The organism is Mesorhizobium sp. KR2-14 (genome assembly GCF_040049255.1).
In the GTDB taxonomy this organism is placed as follows: Bacteria; Pseudomonadota; Alphaproteobacteria; order Rhizobiales; family Rhizobiaceae; genus Pseudaminobacter.
In genome coordinates this window covers 177,235-199,214 of record NZ_JBDZDR010000005.1, presented here as the reverse complement: position 1 = coordinate 199,214, position 21,980 = coordinate 177,235, and the positions used below count along the sequence as shown (strand labels likewise).

At 67.8% G+C, this 21,980-nt stretch carries 16 protein-coding genes; 3 read left to right on the top strand and 13 right to left on the bottom strand.

The window, feature by feature from the left end; all coding sequences use genetic code 11:
• Positions 1–19 precede the first annotated feature (19 nt).
• From ABLE86_RS15265 to ABLE86_RS15245, 5 genes are all read right to left on the bottom strand, one after another.
• A complete protein-coding gene (locus tag ABLE86_RS15265) occupies positions 20–4,630 on the bottom strand; it encodes a translocation/assembly module TamB domain-containing protein (RefSeq protein WP_348779802.1) in 4,611 nt (1,536 codons plus the stop codon).
• Complete coding sequence (locus ABLE86_RS15260) at positions 4,627–6,516, bottom strand: autotransporter assembly complex family protein (RefSeq protein ID WP_348779928.1); 1,890 nt, start codon at positions 6,514–6,516, stop codon at positions 4,627–4,629. Before ABLE86_RS15260 ends, ABLE86_RS15265 begins: the two co-directional genes overlap by 4 nt.
• Before the next feature lie 274 nt (positions 6,517–6,790).
• Complete coding sequence (gene sugE, locus ABLE86_RS15255) at positions 6,791–7,111, bottom strand: quaternary ammonium compound efflux SMR transporter SugE (RefSeq protein ID WP_348779801.1); 321 nt, start codon at positions 7,109–7,111, stop codon at positions 6,791–6,793.
• A gap of 356 nt (positions 7,112–7,467) precedes the next feature.
• Positions 7,468–10,080 (bottom strand): AAA family ATPase, encoded by a 2,613-nt coding sequence (locus tag ABLE86_RS15250; protein ID WP_348779800.1) that lies wholly within the window; start codon positions 10,078–10,080, stop codon positions 7,468–7,470.
• A 1-nt stretch (position 10,081) separates the two neighbouring features.
• Positions 10,082–11,206, bottom strand: coding sequence for a DNA repair exonuclease (locus tag ABLE86_RS15245; protein WP_348779799.1), 1,125 nt, complete (start codon positions 11,204–11,206; stop codon positions 10,082–10,084).
• 261 nt (positions 11,207–11,467) lie between these two features.
• Here ABLE86_RS15245 and ABLE86_RS15240 point away from each other — a divergent pair, with 261 nt between their 5' ends.
• Both ABLE86_RS15240 and ABLE86_RS15235 read left to right on the top strand, forming a co-directional pair.
• The gene (locus ABLE86_RS15240) at positions 11,468–12,205 is read left to right on the top strand and encodes an SIS domain-containing protein (protein WP_348779798.1); all 738 of its coding nucleotides are present in this window, start codon (positions 11,468–11,470) and stop codon (positions 12,203–12,205) included.
• A 114-nt stretch (positions 12,206–12,319) separates the two neighbouring features.
• Positions 12,320–12,769: a universal stress protein gene (locus tag ABLE86_RS15235; protein ID WP_348779797.1), complete on the top strand. Its 450-nt coding sequence runs from the start codon at positions 12,320–12,322 to the stop codon at positions 12,767–12,769.
• A gap of 42 nt (positions 12,770–12,811) precedes the next feature.
• Here ABLE86_RS15235 and ABLE86_RS15230 read toward each other — a convergent pair whose 3' ends face one another.
• Genes ABLE86_RS15230 through ABLE86_RS15210 form a run of 5 tightly spaced genes read right to left on the bottom strand, consistent with a single transcriptional unit; the run spans position 12,812 to position 18,219 of the window.
• Positions 12,812–14,755: a molybdopterin biosynthesis protein gene (locus ABLE86_RS15230; RefSeq protein ID WP_348779796.1), complete on the bottom strand. Its 1,944-nt coding sequence runs from the start codon at positions 14,753–14,755 to the stop codon at positions 12,812–12,814.
• Positions 14,752–15,885, bottom strand: coding sequence for a molybdopterin-binding protein (locus tag ABLE86_RS15225; protein WP_348779795.1), 1,134 nt, complete (start codon positions 15,883–15,885; stop codon positions 14,752–14,754). Before ABLE86_RS15225 ends, ABLE86_RS15230 begins: the two co-directional genes overlap by 4 nt.
• Positions 15,886–15,934: 49 nt before the next feature.
• Entirely contained in the window at positions 15,935–16,768 is an 834-nt protein-coding gene (locus ABLE86_RS15220; RefSeq protein WP_348779794.1) for an extracellular solute-binding protein, read from the bottom strand.
• Positions 16,769–16,801: 33 nt separating this feature from the next.
• Positions 16,802–17,524 (bottom strand): ATP-binding cassette domain-containing protein, encoded by a 723-nt coding sequence (locus tag ABLE86_RS15215; protein ID WP_348779793.1) that lies wholly within the window; start codon positions 17,522–17,524, stop codon positions 16,802–16,804.
• Positions 17,524–18,219, bottom strand: coding sequence for an ABC transporter permease (locus tag ABLE86_RS15210; RefSeq protein ID WP_348779792.1), 696 nt, complete (start codon positions 18,217–18,219; stop codon positions 17,524–17,526). The genes ABLE86_RS15215 and ABLE86_RS15210 overlap by 1 nt, the downstream gene beginning before the upstream one ends.
• An 87-nt stretch (positions 18,220–18,306) precedes the next feature.
• On the opposite strand from ABLE86_RS15210, the gene ABLE86_RS15205 reads away from it, so the two are divergent.
• Positions 18,307–19,188: a helix-turn-helix transcriptional regulator gene (locus ABLE86_RS15205; protein WP_348779791.1), complete on the top strand. Its 882-nt coding sequence runs from the start codon at positions 18,307–18,309 to the stop codon at positions 19,186–19,188.
• A gap of 18 nt (positions 19,189–19,206) precedes the next feature.
• On the opposite strand, the gene ABLE86_RS15200 is transcribed toward ABLE86_RS15205, so the two are convergent.
• The 3 genes from ABLE86_RS15200 to ABLE86_RS15190 all read right to left on the bottom strand — a co-directional run bounded on the left by ABLE86_RS15200 (position 19,207) and on the right by ABLE86_RS15190 (position 21,978).
• The gene (locus ABLE86_RS15200; RefSeq protein ID WP_348779790.1) at positions 19,207–19,332 is read right to left on the bottom strand and encodes a hypothetical protein; all 126 of its coding nucleotides are present in this window, start codon (positions 19,330–19,332) and stop codon (positions 19,207–19,209) included.
• Between the two features lie 10 nt (positions 19,333–19,342).
• Positions 19,343–20,665 carry an OFA family MFS transporter gene (locus tag ABLE86_RS15195; RefSeq protein WP_348779927.1) on the bottom strand — a complete coding sequence of 441 codons (1,323 nt, stop codon included), beginning with the start codon at positions 20,663–20,665 and terminating at the stop codon, positions 19,343–19,345.
• Positions 20,666–21,114: 449 nt separating this feature from the next.
• Positions 21,115–21,978: an ABC transporter permease gene (locus ABLE86_RS15190; RefSeq protein ID WP_348779789.1), complete on the bottom strand. Its 864-nt coding sequence runs from the start codon at positions 21,976–21,978 to the stop codon at positions 21,115–21,117.
• Between the last annotated feature and the right edge of the window lie 2 nt (positions 21,979–21,980).

Sequence of the window (21,980 nt, the reverse complement as noted above, 5' to 3'; positions counted from 1 at the left end):
AGCCCGCAGGAAAGCGGGCTCAATAATCCTTTTCGTAGAACACGCCGAGGCTGGAGTCGCCATCGGACCCCACCGCGCCCTTTGCCTTGAGGTCCTGGGTGATGTCGAGGTTGATGGTGCCGCGCGTCGAGCCCTGGGCACCCGCCTCCACGCCCAGATAGATGTTGTCCTGGATGTAGCGGCCGGCGCGCACGGCGGCATTGCCCTTGCTGTCGGTGACCACGTCGAGATCGTCGAGACCAGTAGCATTGCGCAAATTGCCCAGCAGCGAATTGTTGGAGCCGCCGGCCAGCTCGGCCGCCGCGGCGGCGAGCTGGGCGATCTGGAAGGCCGACAGCTCGTCGATGCCGCGGTCGAAGATCAGGCGGGCGAGCACTTCGTCCTGCGGAAGCTCGGGCTGCGACGAGAACGTTACGCCGATGTCGGAGGCGCGCCCCGAAACCGTGATGAACACGGTGATGTCGGTGCCCTCCGAGCGCGCCACGAAGTTGAGGAAGGGGTTGAGGTCGCCCACCAGCGTGACGGTGCCTTCATCGAAGGTGATGCGCTGGCTGAGGATGCTGAGCCGGCCGCGAATGAGCTGGAAACCGCCCACCGGCTGGATGTCGGACACAGGGCCGGTGAGCTTGACCTGGCCGCCGAGCTCGGCATCGAGCCCGCGCCCGCGCACGAAGACGCGGGCCGGCGCATTGACGCTGACCTCGAGCCGCATGACGCTCGGACGGCCGGTCGGGGTGGGCGTGCCGTCATTGGCGCGCGCACGCTTCAGCGTCTCGGCCACGGCCGGCGAGGCCTTGAGGTGCTTTACGTCGAGCGCGGCAGCACCGCCGGCAAAGCTTTCCGGCACGGTGATCTCGGCGCGGCTGACATTGATATTGCCCGACAGCACCGGATCGCGCGCGAGCGGGCCGGTGATGGCGAGGCTGCCGCCCACGGTGGCCACGACAAGCGTGCCGTCGGAATAGCGGGCATCGTTGAGCGTGATGCGGATGTCGGCCGGGAAGGCCGCCGCCGCGTCGAGCGAGATGGTGCCGGTAGCGCCGACCGAGCCGCCGGCAGCGAGATTGGCCGAGGCGTTGCGGATCGTGACCTGGTCGCCGTCGATGGTGCCCATGACCGCGATGGAGCGCAGGCGGACATTGCTGTCCGGATCGACGAATTCGGCCCCTTGCGTGGAGAACATGCCGCGGATGGAGGGCTTTTTCAGGCTGCCGGAAATGGTGGCGTTGGCCGAAAGCGTGCCGCCCGCCTGCGCGCCGCGCTCGGCGAGAAAACGGTTGGCCAGCGCCAACGGTGCCTCGCCCCGAACGGCGAGGTCCACGCCCTCGCCGGAGACCGGCACGCGGCCGCTGGCGGTGAGCGACAGACCCTGCGGACCGTTGGCGGTGGCCGACGACAGCGTCAGCACCTTGTCGGCGAAATGACCGGAGGCGGCGATTTCGAGGGGGGCTGCGCCGGCTTCTTCCAAAGCGGCTGCGCGGATGCCCGCGCCGCGCAAATTGAACGCCGCCGCCGGATTGGCGAGTTGGCCGGAAACCTTGGCGGTGCCTGAGATGTTGCCACCGAGCCGCTGATCAGGCGCGACCGCATTGAGCAGCGCAAGCGGGAAGGATTCGAGCCCGATGTCGAGCGCCAGTGCACCCTTGTCGAGCGGCACGGCGCCGTGTGCCGTGGCGCGCAGGCCATCAGGGCTGGTCACCGCCGCCTTGACGTTCAGCCAGCTGGCTGTGGAGTTGCCCTCGGCTTCGAGGTTGATAGAGGCAAGACCCGCCTCGCGCAGGGCGGCGGCGGCAATCGAATTGCCCTTGAGCGAGAAGCGCACGTCCGGATTGGCACGCGTGCCGCCGATATTGGCGGTGCCGTCGACCGTACCGGCCAGCGCCAGGTCGGGGCGGACGGCGTTGGCGATGGCCAGCGGCAGCCTGGCGATGCTGACGGCGAGGTCCAGCTTTTCGTCGATCTCTCCGCGCGCGCTGACGCGCCCGCCGCCGACGTCGAGCACGAGATCGTCGATGGATATCTTTTCGCCGCGCATCTGCAGGGCGGCCGGTTCGGCAAGCTTGGCCGAAAGGTTGCCCTGGGTCAGCTGCGCCTGCTGCAGGGCGAGCCGGTAGCCGCCCTCGACCGGCGACAGCGCGCCGGCGGCAGCGGCGACAGCGCCATTCTCGAGCTTCGCGTTGGCCGCAAAATTCGTCGTCTGGCCTTCGTGCCGGGCGGTGGCCTGCAGCGTGGCGACATCGACGCCGCCGGCGACAAGCTTGCTGGCATTCAACGAGCCGTCGGCGATCGGCACGCCGAACAGGTCGGCAACGGTCGCGTTGAGATCGGCCTTGCCGACATGGACGGTGTCGACCACCAGCTTGTTGATCTCGGCGTGGACCGTGGCGTTCTGCCTGCCGTCCTGATGGGTCAGCGCAATGTCGGCGTTGACCGCGCCGGTGGCATGCTTCAGCAGCAATGCCGCAGCGGTGGAAACGTCGGCGGCGGCGAGCGACAGCTTGCCGTCGAGCAGGCCGCCCCTGTCCTGCGTCACATCGCCGGTGATTTTGGCGCCACCTGCGGTGAATTTCAGGTCGCTTAGGCGCTTTTCGTCTTCATTGGCGGCAATGGCCGAGGCGAGATCGACCCTTACGCCGTCGAGGAAGGCGTTACCGGTCACATTGCCGTTGAGGTCGCCCTTCTGCAGCGTGCCTTCGAAGTCGAGCACGGCATCTTTCAGCGTCTTGCCGACCAGCGTGCCGCTGGGCACTTCCGCGCCGAAGGTCAGGCCGATCAGCCCTTCGGTGCCGGAAGCGCGGCCCTTGGCGGTGAGACGGCCGGCAGTCTTGTCGGACACCAGCGCCAGATCGGCCACAGAGAGGTCGAAGCCGAAATCGGCCGCACCCGTGGCGAAGCGGCCATCGGCCTTGGCCTCGACCTGGTCGTTGAAGATGCGCAGCTGCCGCGCCACAAGGCCGGTCTCGCCGCGCGCGACACCGCCGGCGATGCGAGTTCGGCCATGCAGCAGATTGTCGGCGGCAGGCGTGCCGATGCCCAGCCCCTCGGCCATGCCATCAAGCGCGAGGTCGAACGCGCCGGTGAGCGGCTTCAGCTCGCCCCTGGCGACGAGATCGGCGCCGCCCGAAAGCTGCCGCCCGGCAAGGCTGGAGAACGGAGCCAGCGACCTGGCCTTGAGGCCGACGTCGCCATTGAAGACGAAGTCGGAAATGTCGCCGGCAAGCGAAAGCGCAAAACCGTTGGCCGCGATTTCGGCCTTGGCGAGCTTCACCGGCGCGCCGGCCGACCATTCGCCGCCGACGTCGAGCGCGATGCGATCGCCCAGCGCCTCGGCGATGTCGGCGCGGGTGGCGACGATGCCGGACACGCCGCCAGTGGCGGCGAAGGTGAGATGGCGCGACGCCGGGTTGGCGATGTTCTGGGCCAGGCCCGATAGCAGTACCTCGGCCGACTTGGACGAAAAAGTCTCGGTGGCTAGGTCGTCGATCTTGAACGAGCCCGACCATTCGTCGCCCGGATTGTCGCCGAAGGCCAGCGCGAGGCTGGCGCGCTGCACGGTGTTCTGTCCCGGCACGGGCAGAAGCACAGGCTTGCCGGCCGGGTCGGCGATGTCGGCGCTCAGCGTCAGGCGCTGGAGGAAGCCGTCGGGGGCCGTCTCGGCTGCGGCCTTGAGGTCAAGCGACGCGCCTTGCAGGTCGAGCTTTTCCAAGAGCACGCCGCCGCCGTCGCGCACCAGACCGGAGGTCTGGAGTCTGGTCTCGGCGCCGAAGAAATCGCGGAAGCGCGGCGACACCAGCTGGGCGATTGGCCCATGCACGTCGGCGCTGAACCCGTAGCCGTCGGCCCGATGGCGCACCTCGGCTGTGCCAGTCAGGGCGCGCAGGCCATCGGCATCGAGTGTCAGGTTGAGGTCGAGGTCCGAGATCGGCCCCTTGCCGCCCAGCGCCAACGCCATGGGCGGCCGGCCCTCGACGTTGAGGAGATTCGCCACGATGCCGTTGGCCGGCTCGTCGAGCTTCAGGTCGATATCGAGCACCTGGGTCGCATTGGCGTAGGCCGCCCGCAGTGCGAGCTGGCCGCCGGGCCCATCGAGGCGGTTGACGTTGAGCGTCGTGTCAAGCGAGCCGCTGGCAAGTTGCAGGTTTCCGGTGATCGCCACATCGGCGGCAAGGCCGAAGACGCTTTCGCCGAAGGTGACATGCGGCACCTCCAGCGTTCCGAGCGAGATCGAGAGCGGCAGCTCGGGCAGCTGGAAGCCGCCGGCTTCCGGCGCCGGCGCGCCTTCCGCCGGCAAGGGCTTGCGCAGGACATCGATGCGGTCGGCGGCGAGCCGGTCCACCGACAGCCGGCCAAGAAGCAGTGCCGAGCGGGTCCAGACGATGCGCGCATTGGTGATGCGCAGCCACACACCCTCGCGGTCGGCGATGGTGATCTCGCCGATGGTGGCGTCGGACGACAACGCGCCCTGGATGTTGTCGATATGGATCTGGCGATCCGGCGTCGAAAGCTGGTTCTCGACGAAGCCGACGAAATAGGAGCGCTCGGCGTCTGCCGAGTCCTGCGCGAATGCGGACAGCACCAGGGCGGGCAGCGCGCAGACGAAAAGGGCGATGGCCAGAAAGATCCGGGTCAAAACGCTTGTCCTATTCCGACATAGAAGCCGATAGTGGGATCGCCCGGGCCGCGATTGAGCGGCACGGCTGCGTCGAGCCTCATCGGCCCAAGCCCGGTGATGTAGCGCACGCCGCCGCCGACGCCGACGCGCAGATCGTCGTTGAAGTTGGGTATGGAGTCGCCGCCGACATAGCCGGCATCGGCAAAGCCGACCAAGCCGATGGTGTCGGCGACGCGCGCGCGCAGCTCGGCCGAACCCTCGATCAGCGAGCGCCCGCCGATGATGCGGCGATCGCCCACCGGCACGCCGATGTTGCGATAGGCATAGCCGCGCACCGAGCCGCCGCCGCCGGCGAAGAACAGCTTGTCGGGCGCGATCTCGGCCACCGAAGGCCCGGCAATGGCACCGAGCTTGAGGCGGCCGGCCGCGACGATGCGGCTTTCATCACCGAAGCCGAAATAGGCGCGGCCCTCGGCCGTGGCCCGGATTGCCGGATTGCCGTAGTTGAACTCGTAGAAGGGCTCGAGCGTCACTTCGGCATAGTAGCCTTCCGTCGCGTCGGCCTTGTCGTCTCGGCTGTCATAGATGCCGCCGCCGACCAGGCCGAGATTGACGAAGTTGCGGCGGCCGAAAACGTCGTCCTCGAAGCGGGCAGCACCCGCATTGAGCGCCACGCGGCCAGATAGCTGGTCGTTAAAGATGTGGGCAAGACCTGTCTCGGCGCCGCCGCCGGTGCGGGTATAGGCGTCGAGCACCTCGCGCTCGCCCACCGCGGAGGCGTAGTAGTCGGTATCGGGCGTATAGACGCCCGGCCTGGTGAAGGTAGCGCCGAGCCGATAGGTCAGTTCCTTCGGGTTGAAGGAATTGACGAGGCCCAGCACCTTGGCGTCCAGCCGCAGGCGCTCGGCATGGCCGAACAGGTTGCGGTGCAGCCAGTAGGCCTCCACCCCTGCCCCGTCGAGCGTGGAATAGCTGCCGCCGAAGCCGAAGCGGCGCGGCAGGCGCTCCTGCACGATGAGGCTGATGGGCAGCTGGCCGTCCGCGCCGATTGCGTCGCCTTCCTGGAAGCGCATAGCGCGGAACACGTCGAGCCGCGACAGCCGCTTGCTGGCGCGGGCGAGATCGTCGGGGTCGTATTCCTGGCCAGGCTCCAGCCCGGTCATCCAGGCGAGGAATTTCGGGTCGATGCGCTCGGTGCCCTCGACCTCGACCGGCGCGTAATAGGCCTTGCGTCCGGGCTCGATGGTGAGCGTGGCGTCGACCACGTCTCGGTCGTGGGCGGCCTCGACGCGACGGTCGGCCACGCTTGCCTTGGCATAGCCCTGTTGGCGCCAGGCCTCGACCGCCAGCCGTTCGGCGGAAAGGATGACGCCCGAGCGGGCAACCTCGCCCGGCGCGAAGCCGGCGTGCTCGGGCTGCTCGACCTCGTCGTCAGGCCTCACCGGCGGCGGCGCGCGGTTGACGATGCTGGTTTCGCCGAACAGGAAGATGGGGCCCGGATTGACGACGACGCGAACCGCGACCGGATCGGGCAGTTGGGCGTCGGGCGGCAGGTCGGCCGCCTCCCGCCCGCCCACGAGTATGCTGATGCTGCCGCCATAGCGGCCTTCGCTGTAGAGCGCGGCAAGCAGGCGGCGATAGTCGCCGCGCGCCTTGGCCAGCAGACCGGCGGCACCCGAGGCGGGCTTTTCATGATCCTTCCAAAGCGTGGAAGCGCCCTTGAGCTTGGCTTTGACGTCCTCATTGCCACCGGCGACGGAGAAGTCGACCGTGTAGTTCTGCGGCTCGCCGATGACCTCCTCCGCCGAATCGGACTTCTTGGCTCCGAAGATGTGGGTGCCGAACAGCTCCAAGGCCGCCGCCGGCGCGACCGGCGCGGCAGACAGCCCCAATCCGACAAGCAGGCAGAGCCCCCGCGAAGTCCTGGCAGTAAAAACTCTCACTCAAGCTCCTAGACGCGGTCGAAAAGACCAAACGCACCAAAACCAGCGCGCCTCGAAAAGCTCTCCGCCCCTTCAAGAGAGGAGGCGGATGCTAGGTGATCGCGGAATCGAAAAACAGCCTTGGCACGACTTGAGGCAGAGGGCGGCATGCAATTTTCGGTCGGCATGTTGCCGAAAGTAGACGCCAATGGTTGCAGCTTTGCAAATGCACCCCGGACGCGGCCCCGGCTGCCCGTCAATGCCCAGAGCTGAGCTTCAAACCGATCAGCCCCGCCACGATGAGCGACACGCTGACGATGCGAAAAAGGGTGGCGGCCTCGCCAAAGGCCACGATGCCGACGATGAAGGCGCCGATGGCACCGATGCCGGTCCAGATGGCGTAGGCGGTGCCGAGCGGCAGGCTCCTGAGGGCCAGCGCCAGCAGCCCCAGGCTGATGAGCATTGTGACACCGGTGACGAGCGTGGGCATGAGCCTGGTGAAGCCTTCCGATTGCTTCATCGTCGTGGCCCAGACGACTTCGAAAACGCCGGCGAAGAAGAGGTATATCCATGCCATTTAGGTGCGGTCCTTTATGCTGGGAGGGCGCTTGGGAGGCAGCGCCGATATGAAAATTCGCAACGAGCGCAGCGCAAATCGCGCAGCGGTGTGCCGGGCGCGCATTTTCGGCCCGGTGCAGGCCAGGTCGCCTGCCAGGCGGCGCGCGCCAATGGTCCGCGCCGGAGCAGCGCGTAGCGGATTTTCGAAACGGTGTTCGGGAAAGTGGCGGGTGGGGGTTTCCATCACTTCGGTGCTCCGAAACAATGGGGCCGTCCCCGTTGGTCATGAAACACGGGCCGTCCCGCGCGGGGCCCATATAGGCAATTCCGGTGGCAATGGCCAGAGCCGAAGGGCCGCAGCCTCGGCCGGCGGCGCTACATCCGGCGGATCGGAGCGCCGAGCTGGAGAAAATCGCGCTCGCGGCAGGTGAGCACCAGCACCTGCTGGTTCTGCGCCGCCTTGCCGAGCACCAGATGCATGCGCTCCAGCCGCTCTTCGTCGGTGTTGACCAGCGCATCGTCGAGCACGATGCAGGCCTCCTGCCCCGCCTCGCGCAAAATATCGGCCAGCGCGATGCGGGTGATGACGGCGATCTGCTCGCGCGCACCGACGCTCAAGCCCCCGAAAGGCTCGGCCACGCCATTGCGCACCAGTTGCTCGATCTCGAACGTCTCGTCGTGCAGCACGATGTCGCTGTCGGCCTGGATCAGCCGCAGATAGGGCGCGGAACGCTCGCGCACCGGAGCCAGCCAGCGGTCCTTGGTCTCGCGCTGGGCGTCGGCCAGCGTGGCGTGAAGCAGCCTTGCCGCTTCCGCCTCAAGCGTCATGGCCTTCAGCCGCGCTTCGCTGAGCGCGATCTGGCCTTCGAGCTGCGCAAGCTGCTCGCCCAGGCCGTCCCTGCCGAGCGCGCGCAATGCGGCCTCGATCTCGCGCCTTTCATTGTCGAGCCGGTTGATGTCGGCCTGGATCTCGCGTTCCGACTGCTCGGCCTGCTTCAGGGCAAGCTGCTTGGCTTCGGGATCGGCGCCGGCCAGCGCAGATTGGGCCGCCGCACGAGCCTGTTCTGCCTGCCGGAAGGCCTGGTCCTCGCGCACGCAGTCCTCTTCGAGGGTTCTGTCGTCTGCCTCGGCGCGCGCGGCCGCCAACTCTTCCTGGCGCTTGGCGCACCGCGCCTCGGCGACCGAAACGCGTTCCTCCAGCACGGCCAGCTCCCGCCGCGCCGTCTCGACGGCGGCGCCGCGTTCCTTCGCCTCCGCCTCGATCGCGCGCAGCGCAGCGGCTGCCTCGCCGCATTCGCGCCGCGCGGCCTCGATATCGGCCGGTTCGCAAGCTTCCGCCTCGCCGCCTTCGGCCAGCAGCGCGTTGCGGGCAAGCTCCTGCCGCAGCGCCTCGATGCCGGCCGGCGCAAGTGCTGCAAGCGTCGCGCCATGCGCCTTCACCTCGGCGCGTGCGGCCTCCTGCTGGCGCAGCGCCGCGCGCGCGGCCGCGACATCGGCCAGTTCCAGCCGGCGCAGCGCCTTGTCGAGTGTTTGCCTGGCCTGCTCCGCAGCCTGCACCAGCTCTTCCGTGCCGCCGCCGGGGTGGATGCCGATCTCGCCATAGCCTTCGAGGAAAAGTCTTGTGTCGCGCGACAGCGAAAGTTCTGTCCCGGCCTCGACGGGCTTGCCGTCGAGATGCGCGGCCTGCGCGCCTTGCGGGTGCAGCGTGATGCGCACGCTGGCCGCCTCCAGCCGCATGCGCGCCTGTTCGACGGCGCGTTCCAGCTTCTCCAGCCCCGCGATGTCCTCCGCCGTCAGCGTAGCGGCCTGCGCAAACGCCAGCGCCTTGCGGCGGGCGTCGTCGGCCTGCTCGGCGAGCTTCAGCTGGCCGGTGAGGCGTTCCACCGCCTGTGCCGCTTGCCGGCGGGCGAGCGCCTGTTCCATGCCGCGCAGGCGGGAAGTGGCCTGTCGCTCGGCTTGGGTCGCCGCGTCCAGCCGGGTGGCAGTCTCGGCGGCGACGGCATCCAGCCGGGCAAGCGCGGCTAACGCCTCGTCGCGGGCGACGCGCGCGGCATCCAATGCGCTCTGGTCGGCAGCGAGATCGGCCACGAGCTTGCGGCGCGCCGCGTTGCGTGTGGTGGCCGCGTCGAGCTTCAGCCTCGCACGCTCCACCTCGCCCTCGGTGGCACGCAGCGCCTCCTCCAGCCCAGCGACGGCGGCGGCAGCCTGCCGGGCGGCGGCGGCGCGCTTGCGGCTTGCCTCCAGCGTGTCGTCGCGGCGGTAGCGGGCAAGGATGTTCTGGATGCCGGCGAGCTTGGACACCCGCTCATCATGCTCCGCCATCCGCCTTTTCAGGTCAGCGAACTGCTGGCGGTCGGCGCCGAGCTGGACGGCAAGCGCCTTGAACTCGCCGCGGGCGTTGCCGCGCCTGTCCCAGAACTGTTCCCGGCGCGCCTCGGCGGCCGCCAGCAGCGCGCGGCCGCGCTCGCCGCCGGTGACCTGGCCGATCTCGCGCTCCAGCGCCGACGCCAGATGGTTGCGGCCGGCGCCGATGCCCAGCTGCCGGTGCGACATGCCCTGCTCGACCCAAAGCAGGCCGAACACGCCGTGATGCTCCTGCGGCTTGGTCCCGCCCGAGCTTGCGGGCGTGAAGCCGAACATCTCGGCAAGTTTTTCCTCAACCGCGTCGCCGGTGTAGCGCTCGCCATTGCCGGAGAGCTCCGCCTCCTGACGCTGGCAGAACGCCTTGCGCAGGGTCCAGATCGCGCCGCCGCGCTCAAATTCGACCAAAACTTCCGGCCGCACCGACTGGTTGTAGGGCTGCATGGCGGCAGCCGCCGCACCGCCGACGCGGTGGCGCTCGAACAAGGCGGCGCGCAACGCGGCAAGGAGCGTTGATTTGCCGGCTTCATTGTCGCCGACGATGACGTTGAGCCCGTCGCCGAGCTCGTCAATGACGACATGACCGAGCTTGCGAAAATCCCTGACCTCGATGCGGCGCAGCTTCATCTCACCGCCCGCCGTTCATGTGGTCGACATACATCATGCGCAGCGCCACCCGCGCGGCGGCCGCCTGCGGGTCGGCATCGATGGCGGCCTGCGCCTTCAGCCGCTCGACCGCCAGCCGCACGAAGCCGGACGAACCCAGCGCGTCGAGGTCGTCGTCGGTCGGCTCCTCGAACAGGCCGAGATCGTCGACGTCGAGATGGTGGAAACGGTTGCGCCACTTCTCCAGCTCGATCTCGAGCTGGTAGCGCTCTGCAAGGCTGATGCCGCCCTTCAACGTCAGCGAAACGACGCGGCGCGCGGCATCCGCCTCGAGCTCCGCCAGCGCATCGAGGCCGGCATTGCAGGTGCCGTCGAGCATTTCGGCCTCGACCTGATGCCACTGGAAATGACTCGTCGCCACGGCCTCCACGCGCTCCGGCGCGTCCGGCCCGTCGAGCTCGACGATGTGCACGAAACCGGAGCGATTGGCGCGGTGGCGATCGGTTTCCGGCGTGCCGGAATACCAGGTGCGCTGCGCGATCTGCAGCGAGCCGTGCCAATCGCCGAGTGCCAGGTAGGAGAGGCCGGCGGTGAGCGCCCGGTCCTCGGGGATTTCGTTGCTGGCCTCGGCCGCACCCGGCAGGCGGTTGGCCACGCTGCCATGGGCAAGGCCGATGCGAATCGCGCCTTCCGGCGTGGCGGCGGCGCTGAACCATTCGGTCTGGTCGAGCGATTCGCGCCGGCGGGTCAGCGGTGCGGGCAGGATGACGGCGCGGCCGTCCCAGCCCTCGATCGGCTGCGGTTGGTCGGCGATGACGATGTTTTCTTCCGGTCCCATCTGGCGCAGGCGGCTCCAGACACTGTGGGCGAGCGCCGCGTCATGGTTGCCGGGGAGAAAGATCCAGCGGCCGGAAAAGGGTTTCAGCGCATCCAGCGTGCGCAAAATGGTGCGGTCCTGCACCTCGTTGCTGTCGAAGGCGTCGCCCGCGACCAGCACTGCATCGACATTGCGCGCGGCGGCAAGCCGGGCGATCTCGCCGATGGTGGCGATGCGCTGGCCGCGCAGCTCGGCGCCTGCATCGCCCGGAACGTTGCCGAAGGGCTTGCCGATCTGCCAGTCTGCCGTGTGAAGAAACCGGAACGCCATGCCGACCCTTGTTCTTGCCCGCCGAACCGGCGCGGCGGCGGTGCTTGCTTGTCCGCCCATCGGTCGAATCGGCGGCAATCCGAGATTGGGTCTGGCTGCGGGAATGTCAATTCGCCGGGCTGGGCCAAAGGTTGGACAGATGCGGCCTGTTGCGGCGCTGCTTTGGATTGGTATCATGGTGGTATTACTTTGGTATCAATTAAGGCCGCAAAGGGCGTGAATCGAGCTCTGAATCGGCCACTGCCCGAAACGGACCCTGCCATGAGCACCACGCCGATTGCCGCCGCCTATCTTGCCGAACTGACGGCCCGCATCGGCCGCCTCATCGAAGACAACGGGCAAGCGATCGCGGCCGGGGCGGACGCCATTGAGCACGCCGCACGCAATGACGGGCTGGTCTACATCTTCGGCACCGGCCACAGCCACATGCTGGCGCTGGAGGCGCACTACCGCGCCGGTGGGCTGGCGCTGACGGTGCCGATCCTTTCCAGCGCAGTGATGCTGCATGAGGGCGCGGTGGCAAGCACGGTCTATGAGCGCATTCCCGGCGCGGTGGCGCCGATCTTCGCGCGCTATCCGATCGGCGCGAAGGACGTGCTGATCGTGATCTCCAACAGCGGCGTCAACGCCGCCCCCGTGGAGGCGGCCCGCATTGGCAAGGAGCGCGGCGCCACCGTCATTGCCGTGACCTCCGAGACCTATTCCAGCCAGGCAGCGCAGGGCCGCCCACGCATCGCCGACATTGCAGACATCGTGCTCGACAACGGCGCGCCGGCCGGCGATGCCATTGTCGATGTGCCGGGGTGCGAGCTGCGCGTGGGGCCGATCTCGACCTCGGTGGGCGCGGCGATGATGAACGCCATGTTCGCCGAAGTCGCCGCGCGCCTGGCTTCCGCCGGCTCCGACGCGCCGATCTACCTCAGCGCCAACATGCCTGGCGCCAAGGAAGTGAACGACGCCCTGGTGGCGCGCTATCGCAGGCGCAATCCGCATCTTTGAGCGGCCTGGCCAGCCGACCGGGCCCTGCGCCCTCTGGGCGCGGTGTTTGATCCATGTCAAGGACGGCGGCACCGGCCCTGAAATGATGTTCCTGCAACAGGAGAGGACCTGGGAATGTACAAGCACATACTCATCGCCACGGACGGATCCGAACTGGCGCAGAAGGGCGTCGACCACGGCCTGTCGCTGGCCAAGAGCCTTGGCGGCAAGGTCACGATCATGACCGTCACCGAGCCCTTTCCCATCTACGGCATGGCCGGCAGCTTCGCCTGGGTGGGCAGCCCGGCCGACATCGAGAGCTATAACGCAAGCAGCAAGGAATTTGCCGAGAAGGTGCTTGGCGCGGCCAAGGAAGCCGCCGACAGAATGGGCGTCCCGGCCGAGACGATCCACGCCGACGACAGCACGCCGGCCGAAGCGATCCTCGCCATGGCCGAGGCGAAGGACTGCAGCCTGATCGTCATGGCATCGCACGGCCGCCGCGGGCTGGGCCGCATGCTCCTGGGCAGCCAGACGCTGGAAGTTCTGACCCATAGCAAGGTGCCGGTGCTGGTCGTCAAGTAAGGGCCCCGCACCCGAGCGCGCCAGCGGCACAGGCCGGACGCTCTAGGCCGGCCTGAAACCCGCCGCCTCCAGCGCCTGCCGCACGTCGGGCGAATGCAGCGCTGACAAGAATGCCTGCACCGCCGGCCGCTCGCGCCGCACTGACACCAGCGCGAAATCGTAGTGCTCTTCCGTCAGCGGAATGAAGCCGAGCCCGGCGGCTTCCGCCACCGGCGCGATGGTGACGCCCCAATCCGCCCTGCCCTGCAGCACGGCGGCCGCCACCGCATTGTGCGATTTCGGCTGGTTCCAGTAGCCGTCTGGCCGTGCGCCGCCGAGCAGCGCGTCGATGAGGATGCGCGTGCCGGCACCTTGGTTGCGGTTGACCATCAGGCAGGCGGGATCGACAAGGGCGGCCTTCACCGCCCCCTCGGCCGAAAGGCCCTCGAAGCGCATGTCATGCCTGCGATGGACAAAACCCTGCATGCGCCGCCAGCCCGGCACCAGTTCGAGGCCGGGCGACAGAAAGGGTTCGTTGTAGCTTTTTGTCCGCTCGTCGAAGAGATGGATCGGCGCAAGATCGCATTCTCCGCGCTTGGCGGCCGCCAGACCGCCGAGGCTGCCGACCGACAGCGAGCGGACCAACAACCCCTGCCGCGCCAGTGGCGCCAGCACGCGGTCGAGCCCGGTGCAATGGCTGCCAATGATGACGAGATCGGGCACGTGGATCTGCTGCGTGAACAGCGTCACCTCGACCGCAGCGCCCGCCGGCAGGTGGTCGGCCAGTGCCTCGATGCGGACGAAGCCGTCGGCCTGCGCAAAGGAGGTGATGGCGCCGGAGCCCTTGCCGGTGGGATAGGCGACCAATCCCTGCTGCCCCTTGACCAGCGAGACCATGACGAATTCCGTGCGGCCTAGTTCGGAAGGGACTCGCAGCGGGACGGTGGCGAAAACATGGGCGTCGCTGCGCGGGGGCAGGCCGGCCATGCGGCGCAGCACCGGCACGATCATGTCGTGGAAGGTGAACATGGCCGAGGTGGGGAAGCCCGGCAGGATGACCACCGGCTTGCCATCGCAGACTGCGAGGCAAAGCGGCTTGCCGGGCTTCAGCGCCACGCCGTGGGCGATGATGCCGGGCTTGCCGAGCCGCGCAACGATGCGGTGGGTGACGTCGCCCGCGCCCTTGGAGGTGCCGCCCGAAAGGATGAGCATGTCATGGCCGGCCAGCGCCTCCCGCATGGCCGCTTCCAGCGTCGGCTCGTCGTCCGGGAAAGCGCCGAGGAACACCGGCTCGCCGCCGTTTTCGGCGACCGCCGCCGAAACGATGGCGCCGTTGGTGTCGAAGATGCCGGCGGGCGGCAGCGGCATGCCGGGCTGCACGAGCTCGTCGCCGGTGGAGAGCACCGCGACCTTCGGCTTTTGCGCCACCGGCACGACAGCGATGCCGCAGGCGGCGAGCATGCCGATCTCGCGCGAGCCGATCAGGGTGCCGGCGCGCAGCAGGGTTTCGCCGCGCGCGATGTCGGAGCCGGCATAGGAGATGAACTGGCCGGGGCTTGCCGCGCGTCGCACCGAAATGCCCTCGCCCGCCGGCTCGGTGTGCTCGACCATGACGACGGCATCGGCGCCGCGCGGAATGGGGCCACCGGTGGAGATCGGCGTGGCGGTGCCGCCGAGCACCGGCAGGGCAGGTTCGATGCCGCAGGCGATGCGCTCGTCATTCAGCGCCAGCCGTACGGCGCGCGCTTCGCCGGCTTCGGCAACGTCGGCCGAGCGCACGGCAAAGCCGTCGACATTGGCGCGGTCGAAGGGCGGCACGTCGATGGGCGCAACGACGTCTTCAGCCAGCGCCAGCCCCAGCGCATCGGCAAGCGGGCGTTGCTCCATCGCGATGGGGCGCGGAAACAGTGCCGCCTCGAAGCGCACCAACGCCTCCTTGCGCGACAGGATGGTCAAAAACTGCTCCTGCTCGATGTCGGGGCGGGGAGCCGGGCCGGGCTTGCTCATGAAGCGGTCCAATCGCGCAGAGGAAATGCCGTGACTTCAGTGCCGGCGGAAAAACCTTCGCTCTCGGCCGGCACCGCCAGCCAGGCGTCGGCTTGGGCGATTGCATGCAGGGGCAAGACACCGGTGGCGAGCGGCAGCCACGACGCCTGCTCGCGCTTCAGCAACACTATTTCCGTGACGCCAACGATAGAGGCGATTTTTCGGGCCAGCGGCAAGGCAAGCGCCTGGCGCGGCAGGCGGCCCGACAGCCGGTCAAGCACCGGAAGCGCGAGCGTCAGCCACACCGCAAGCGCCTGATCCGGCGCGCCGGGCAGGGCCACGACCGGCGTTTTCCCAAACCGGCCGACGGCGGCGCTGCGTCCCGGCTCCAGCGCGATGCCGTGGGCGGCCAGGGCCTGGCGCCGGGTCAGCGCCATCGCCGTTTCGTCGTGGCGCCCCTGCCCCGTGCCGCCGATAAGGAGGATGAGGTCGGCCGGTTCCGCGTCGAGCGCCTCGGCGATGGAAACCGCGTCGCGCGCGACCGCCTCGATGCCGACCAGCCAGCCGCCCGCCGCACGCCCCAACTCGGAGATCAGTTCGGTCGTGGCGGTGCCGCCATCGGTGGCGGCGACATCGATGATGCGAAACGAGAGGCGCCGCACCGGCAGGCGCTCCATGCCCGCGCGTCTGACAAGCAGCAGATCGTATGGCGAAATCACGCGGCCGGCGGTGACCAGCGGCTGGCCGGCTGCGATATCCTGCCCGGCGCGGCGCACGCCCTGTCCCGGAACGGCATCTGCCAGAACCTGAACCAGCGTAGACGCCTCGACCAGTCCGGGCTCGATGACGCAGTCACAACCCCGTGGCATGGGCTGGCCAACTTCGACCCAGCGCGGCTCATTTGCCGGCATTACCGGCGAATAGGCGGACGCACCCACCAGATCGCCCGCTGCAAAGGCCCAGCCGTCGGCTGCCGCTTCGTCGGTTTCGGGCAGTCCCTGCTTGAGCGGCGGCATCCCGGCCGCAATGCGGCCCAGCGCCTCGGCCAATGGCACGTCCAACGGCACGACCGGCTCGAGGCCGTCGAGCAGCAGCGCAAGTGCTGCTTCGACGCCGGTCAGCGCAGTGGCTTGCGGACGGGCGGTCATCATGGCCCATGATGAGCCATGATGGGCGCGCTTTGCAACGGCAGCCTTGTGGTCAGGAACCCTTGGCGGCGTTGGGGAAGAAAAGCTGCTGGCCGCCGATCCTGTAGGCGGCGATTGCCTGCTGCCCTTCCGGCGAGATCAGCCAGTCGACGAAGGCCTGGCCGAGATCTGCCTTCACATTGGGGTGCTTGGCCGGATTGACCAGCATGACGCCATACTGGTTGAACAGGCGCTTGTCGCCTTCAACCGCGATCTCGAGGTCGCCGCGGTTCTTGAAGGAGAGCCAAGTGCCGCGATCGGACAGCACATAGGCGTTCATGGCCGCGGCAGTGTTGAGGGCAGCACCCATGCCCTGGCCGATCTCGCGATACCAAGGCCCCCTGGCGGCGTCGATGTCGATGCCGGCGTCCTTCCAGAGCTTTAGCTCGGCCGAGTGCGTGCCGGACTTGTCGCCGCGCGAGACGAAGGGCGCCTGCTTCTGCTCGATCGCCTTCAGCGCCGCAACGATGTCCTTGGTACCTGCCACGCCGGCCGGATCGCTCTTGGGGCCGACCAGCACGAAGTCGTTGTACATGACGTCGAAGCGTTTCACGCCAAAGCCTTCCTCCAGGAATTTTTCCTCCTGCGCCTTGGCGTGGACGAAGACCACGTCGGCATCGCCACGCCGGGCGGTGTCCAGTGCCTGGCCGGTGCCTTGCGCGACGACCTTCACGTCGATGCCGGTCTTTTCCTTGAACAGCGGCAATATGTGCCCGAACAGGCCGGAATCCTGCGTCGAGGTGGTGGAGGCGACGATGATGGAGCGCTCCTCGGCAAGCGTTGCGGCAGACCCCGCAGCGAGGAGGAACAGGGCGGACAGGCAGAAAAGGAAGGCTCGGCGCAGCATCGGAAACTCCATTTTCAGCGGTTGAAGAAAAGGTCACAGAACGAGGTCGCCGCGCAGGAAGGCGGCGGCCTCCGGCGTCGACGGATGATCAAGGAATTCTTCGGCCGCGCCCTGCTCGCACAGGCGGCCACGCAGGAGAAAAAGTACCTCGCCGGCCAGCCGGCGCACCTGGCCGAGATCGTGCGAGGCCATGACGATCTTGATGCCCGAGGCGGCGGCGGCCAGCACGATCTCTTCCACGCCGCGCGTGGCGGCCGGGTCAAGATTGGCGGTCGGCTCGTCGAGGAACAGCAGTTCGGGGTCGCGCGCCAGCGCGCGGGCCAGCGCCAGCTTCTGCTGCTCGCCGCCCGACAATGAGCGCGCCGCACGGCCCGCATGGCCGAGCAGGCCGACGCGGTCGAGAAGTTCATCCACCCGCCGGCTGCGCATAACTCGCGGGCAGCCGGCCCGCGCAAGGGCGTAGGCGACATTGCCGGCCACCGAGCGGCGCAGCATGACCGGCCGCTGGAACAGGAAAGCGCGGCGCAAGGGGCGCGCCTCGCGGCGGCCGCCCCAGGCGACGCTGCCTTCGCTTGGCGTGGCAAGGCCCATGCACACGCGCAGCAGCGAACTTTTTCCAGCCCCGTTTGGGCCGATCACCAGTGTTGGCATGCCGGGGCCGATCGACAGGCTGATGCGATCGAGGATCGTGGTTTCGCCCGCATGCAGCGATACGTTGTCGAGCGTCAGCGGGAGATCGCTGAGGGAGGCCCGCATCACCCGCCCGCCCGCTGTTCGGACCACACGCGCACACCCCAGGCGGCGGCGTTGATGGCAAGGATGAGGCCGATGAGAATGAAGCCCAGCCCCATGGCGAGCGGCAGGTTGCCCTTGGAGGTCTCCAGCGCAATGGCCGTAGTCATGGTGCGGGTGAAGCCGTCGATATTGCCGCCCACGATCATCACCGTGCCCACCTCCGCGGCCGCGCGGCCGAAGCCGGCCAGCAGCGCCGTGAGCAGGCTGAAGCGGCTGTCCCACAGAAGCGTTGCGACGCGGCCGGCGGGGCCGACATCCATGGCGGTGAGCTCGTCGCGATATTCGCGCCACAGGTCCTCGATGGTCTGGCGCGCCAGCGCAGCGATGATGGGCAGCACCAGCAGCGCCTGGGCCACGATCATGGCGAGCGGCGTGAACAGGATGCCATAGACGCCGAGCGGCCCCGAACGCGACAGGAGCAGGTAGACGGCAAGCCCCACCACCACCGGCGGCAGGCCCATGAAGCCGTTGAGAAGAACGATGAGGGCGGTGCGCCCCGGAAAGCGGGTCAGCGCCAGCACAGCCCCGAGCGGCAGGCCGACGAGTGCGGCGATGGCTACCGCCGAGAGGCTGACCGCGAGCGACAGCCGGACGATGGCGAACAGCGTCGCATCGCCGCTGACGATGAGCTGCCAGGCACCCAGACCATCCGGCATAGCCGCCTCCTTCTGCCATTCTGACAGCAAAAATTCCGCAACTGTCAAATTATTGAGCTAACGCAGGAATATGCATAGAAATGCAGGATGGAGTTCCTGACCACAGGCGAAGCGGCGGACTATCTGCGCATCAGCGAACGCAAGCTCTACGAGCTAGTCGCCGAAGGCGCGATCCCGTGCAGCAAGGTCACCGGCAAATGGCTGTTCCCGCGTCACGAGCTTGACCGCTGGGTCCTGTCGGGCCTGATGCGCCCGGCAGGCATGACGATCGCCGAGCCGCCGCCCATCGTCGGAGGCAGCCAGGACGATCTGCTGGAATGGTGCCTGCGCCAGTCCGGCTCGGGACTGGCGACGCTGGTCGAAGGCACGGGAAGCGGCGTCGAGCGCCTGCTGCGCGGCGAGGCCATGGCCGCCGCGATCCACTTCCACGATGGCGACGAAAGCGGCGACCCCAACGTCGCGGCAGTTCGCGCCATGCCGCGCCTGCATGACGCCGTGCTGGTTGGTTTCGCGCGCCGCGAGCAGGGCCTGCTGCTGCCGCCGGGCAACCCGAACGGCCTGCGGTCGCTGGAGGATGTTCTTGGCTCCGGCGCGAAAATGGCGCTGCGGCAGAAGGGTGCCGGCGCGCAGATGTTTCTGGAAGCACTGCTGGCAAGGCTGGGCGCCAGCCCGGCGGAACTGAACCGGCTGGAGCGGCCCTGCCTGACCGGGCCGGACCTGGCCGTTGCCATCCGCACGGGCGCGGCCGATTGCGGCGTGGCCACCCGTGCCGCAGCGCGCGGTGCGGGGCTCGACTTCGTGCCGCTCGCCTGGGAGAATTTCGACCTGCTGATGCGCCAGCGCAGCTATTTCCAGCCGGCGTTCCAGACGCTGGCCGCATTCCTCGCCAGCGACGGCCCTGCCCGCCGCGCCGCCGAGCTGACCGGCTATGACGTTTCGCCAGCCGGGCGCATCCGCTTTTCCAGCTGACGAGGCCGGCGCGTATATCTACTGGAACAGCTTCAACGCATCCAGAAGGGTTTGCGAGACGCCCCAAAGCAGGGGAATGCCGACGAACCCCCAGGCCAGCACGAGCTCCAGCGTGGTGGTGCCGCTTCGTTCGCTCTTGTCCATGGCGGCTCTCCTATTGCCGTTCCGCTGCCGTCTGCACCGGGCGCACCCCGTTTTTCATGTGGTAGCGGGCGTCTACCGCCTTGACGAGCAGGTTGCAGATGAAGCCGATGACCAGCAGCCCGGCCATGATGTACATGGTGACGTTGTAGGCTCCCGCCTTGGGCACGCCGTGGCTGATGTTGTATTCGCGGATGTAGTTGACCAGCACCGGGCCGAAGATGCCCGCAGCCGACCAGGCCGTCAGCAGCAGGCCGTGGATGGCGCCGACATAGCGCGTGCCGAACATGTCCTTCAGATAGGCTGGCACCGTGGAGAAGCCGCCGCCATACATGCTGATGATGATCAGGAAGCACAGCACGAACCCGGCCACGCTGCCGATCCTGCCGGTATAGGGCACCGTGCAATAGAGGATAAAGCCCAGCACCATGAACACGAAATACGTGTTCTTGCGGCCGATATAGTCGGAAGTTGAGGCCCAGACGAAGCGGCCGCCCATGTTGAACAGGCTCATCAGGCCCACGAAGCCCGCAGCTGCAACGGGCGTCACGCGGCCGGGAAACATCTCCTGGCTCATGGCCGATGCCTGCCCGAGCACGCCGATGCCGGCGGTGACGTTGAGGCACAGGATCCACCAGATCAGCCAGAACTGCGGCGTCTTCAGCGCGTCATAGACATAGACGTCGTTGCGGGTGATGAGCTTGCCTTCTTCCGCCGGCGGCTCGTAGCCCACCGGGCTCCAGCCCGGCGGCGGCACCCGCACGATGGCCGCGCCGACCATCATGAAGATGAAATAGACGATGCCGAGCACGACGAAGGTTTCCATCACGCCGACATGGGTGGGCGTGGAAAACTCCTTCATCAGCCACACCGACAGCGGCGAGGCGATGAGCGCTCCGCCGCCGAACCCCATGATGGCCATGCCGGTGGCCATGCCGGGACGGTCGGGGAACCACCGGATCAGCGTGGAAACCGGGGAGATGTAGCCGATGCCGAGCGCGATGCCGCCCAGAACGCCGTAGCCGAGATAGATCACCCACAGCGCGTGGATATAGACGCCGAAGGCGGAGATGAGGAAACCGCCGGCCCAGCAGATGGCCGCGGTTGCCATGGCGCGGCGCGGGCCGCCCTCCTCCACCCAGCGGCCGAACACGGCCGACGAGACGCCGAGAAAGAAGATCGCCAGCGAAAAGATCCAGCCGAGCTGGGTCAGCTTCCAATCGCCCGGCGCCGACTCGGTGATGCCGATCAGCTTCGTCATCGGCAGGTTGAACACGCTGAAGGCGTAGGCCTGGCCGATGCACAAGTGCACGCACAAGGCTGCTGGCGGCACCATCCAGCGGCTGAAGCCGGGCTTGGCGATGGTGCGGGAGCGATGGAGCACCGAGTACAGAGAGGCTGAGCGCCCCTTGCTTGCAGCGTCGTTCATGTGGGTTGCCTCCGGTTCCCTTCGCGGCGCCGGCATGGCTGCCGGTTGGCTGGAAGAAGATTCGCCGCCAGGGGCGGCAAAGGGAAGGCTGGCGCGAGGCGCTCGCGGGCCGCCGGCCAGGTGCCAAGGCCTGCCGACACAGCGGGGCATGCGGGCGGGAAGCCCAGTCACGGGCATTGTCGGCGCATTTCCGGCCGGGAACAATCGTTAATTGGTAGGAACGGGCCGGCACAAGCGGCAGGCCGATACCTCGAAAAAAGAACGGACCGCCCGCGCCAGGCGGGGCGATCCGGTAGTGGAATGCACCCTTGCGGATGCATTCGGCGGCATGGCGGCTGCATAGGCCGCCGCCGGGTTCAACTGGCTGGCTTGCCGCGCTGGGCAACGATGCTGAGCAGCGCCAGCAGGCCGGAGCCGATCATCAGGAAGACCGAGACCGCGTTGAGAACCGGGGTGGAGCCGACCTTGACCATGCGGTCATACATGGTGATGGTCAGCGGCGCGTCGGAGCCGACGAGCATCAGCGTGGTGTTGAAGTTCTCGAAGGAGACGAGAAACGCCACCACGAAGGCCGAGAACAATGCTGGCGCCAGATAGGGCAAGGTCACCGTGCGCAGCACCCGCAGGCGCGATGCACCCAGGTTCAGCGCCGCCTCTTCCAGCGCCACGTCGAACTTGCGCAGGCGCGCCGCGATCACCAGCGAGGTGATGGTGACGAGGAACGAAAACTGGCCGAGCACGACGAGCAGAGTGCCGGGGCGCAGGAAGTCCCATTCCAGGTTGAGCGTGTCTTCCACCCCGTTGGCGATCATGCTGGCGAAGACCAGGATGGAGATGCCGAGGATTACGCCCGGGATGACCAGCGGCACGATCATCAGCACATAGAGCACGCTCTTGCCGGGAAACTGCTTGCGCTCGAACAGGAAGGCATTGCAGGTGCCGACCACCACCGACAGCGCCGACACGATCACGCCGATATAGAACGAGTTGCGCAGGCCCTCCATGAGCCGCCGGTCATGGAACATGCCAAGCTTGGGCTCGGTGGTGCCGAAGAACCAGTCCAGCGTGAAACCCTTCCACGGAAGCGCCGGAAACAGCGAATCGTTGAAGGCGAACATCGCCGCCGCCGTGAGCGGCGCCGCCAGGTAGAGGAAGAAGGCGAGCATGTACCCGCCATAGATCCAGCGCAGGACGTTTGACTGAGGTGCAGCAACGTTCATGG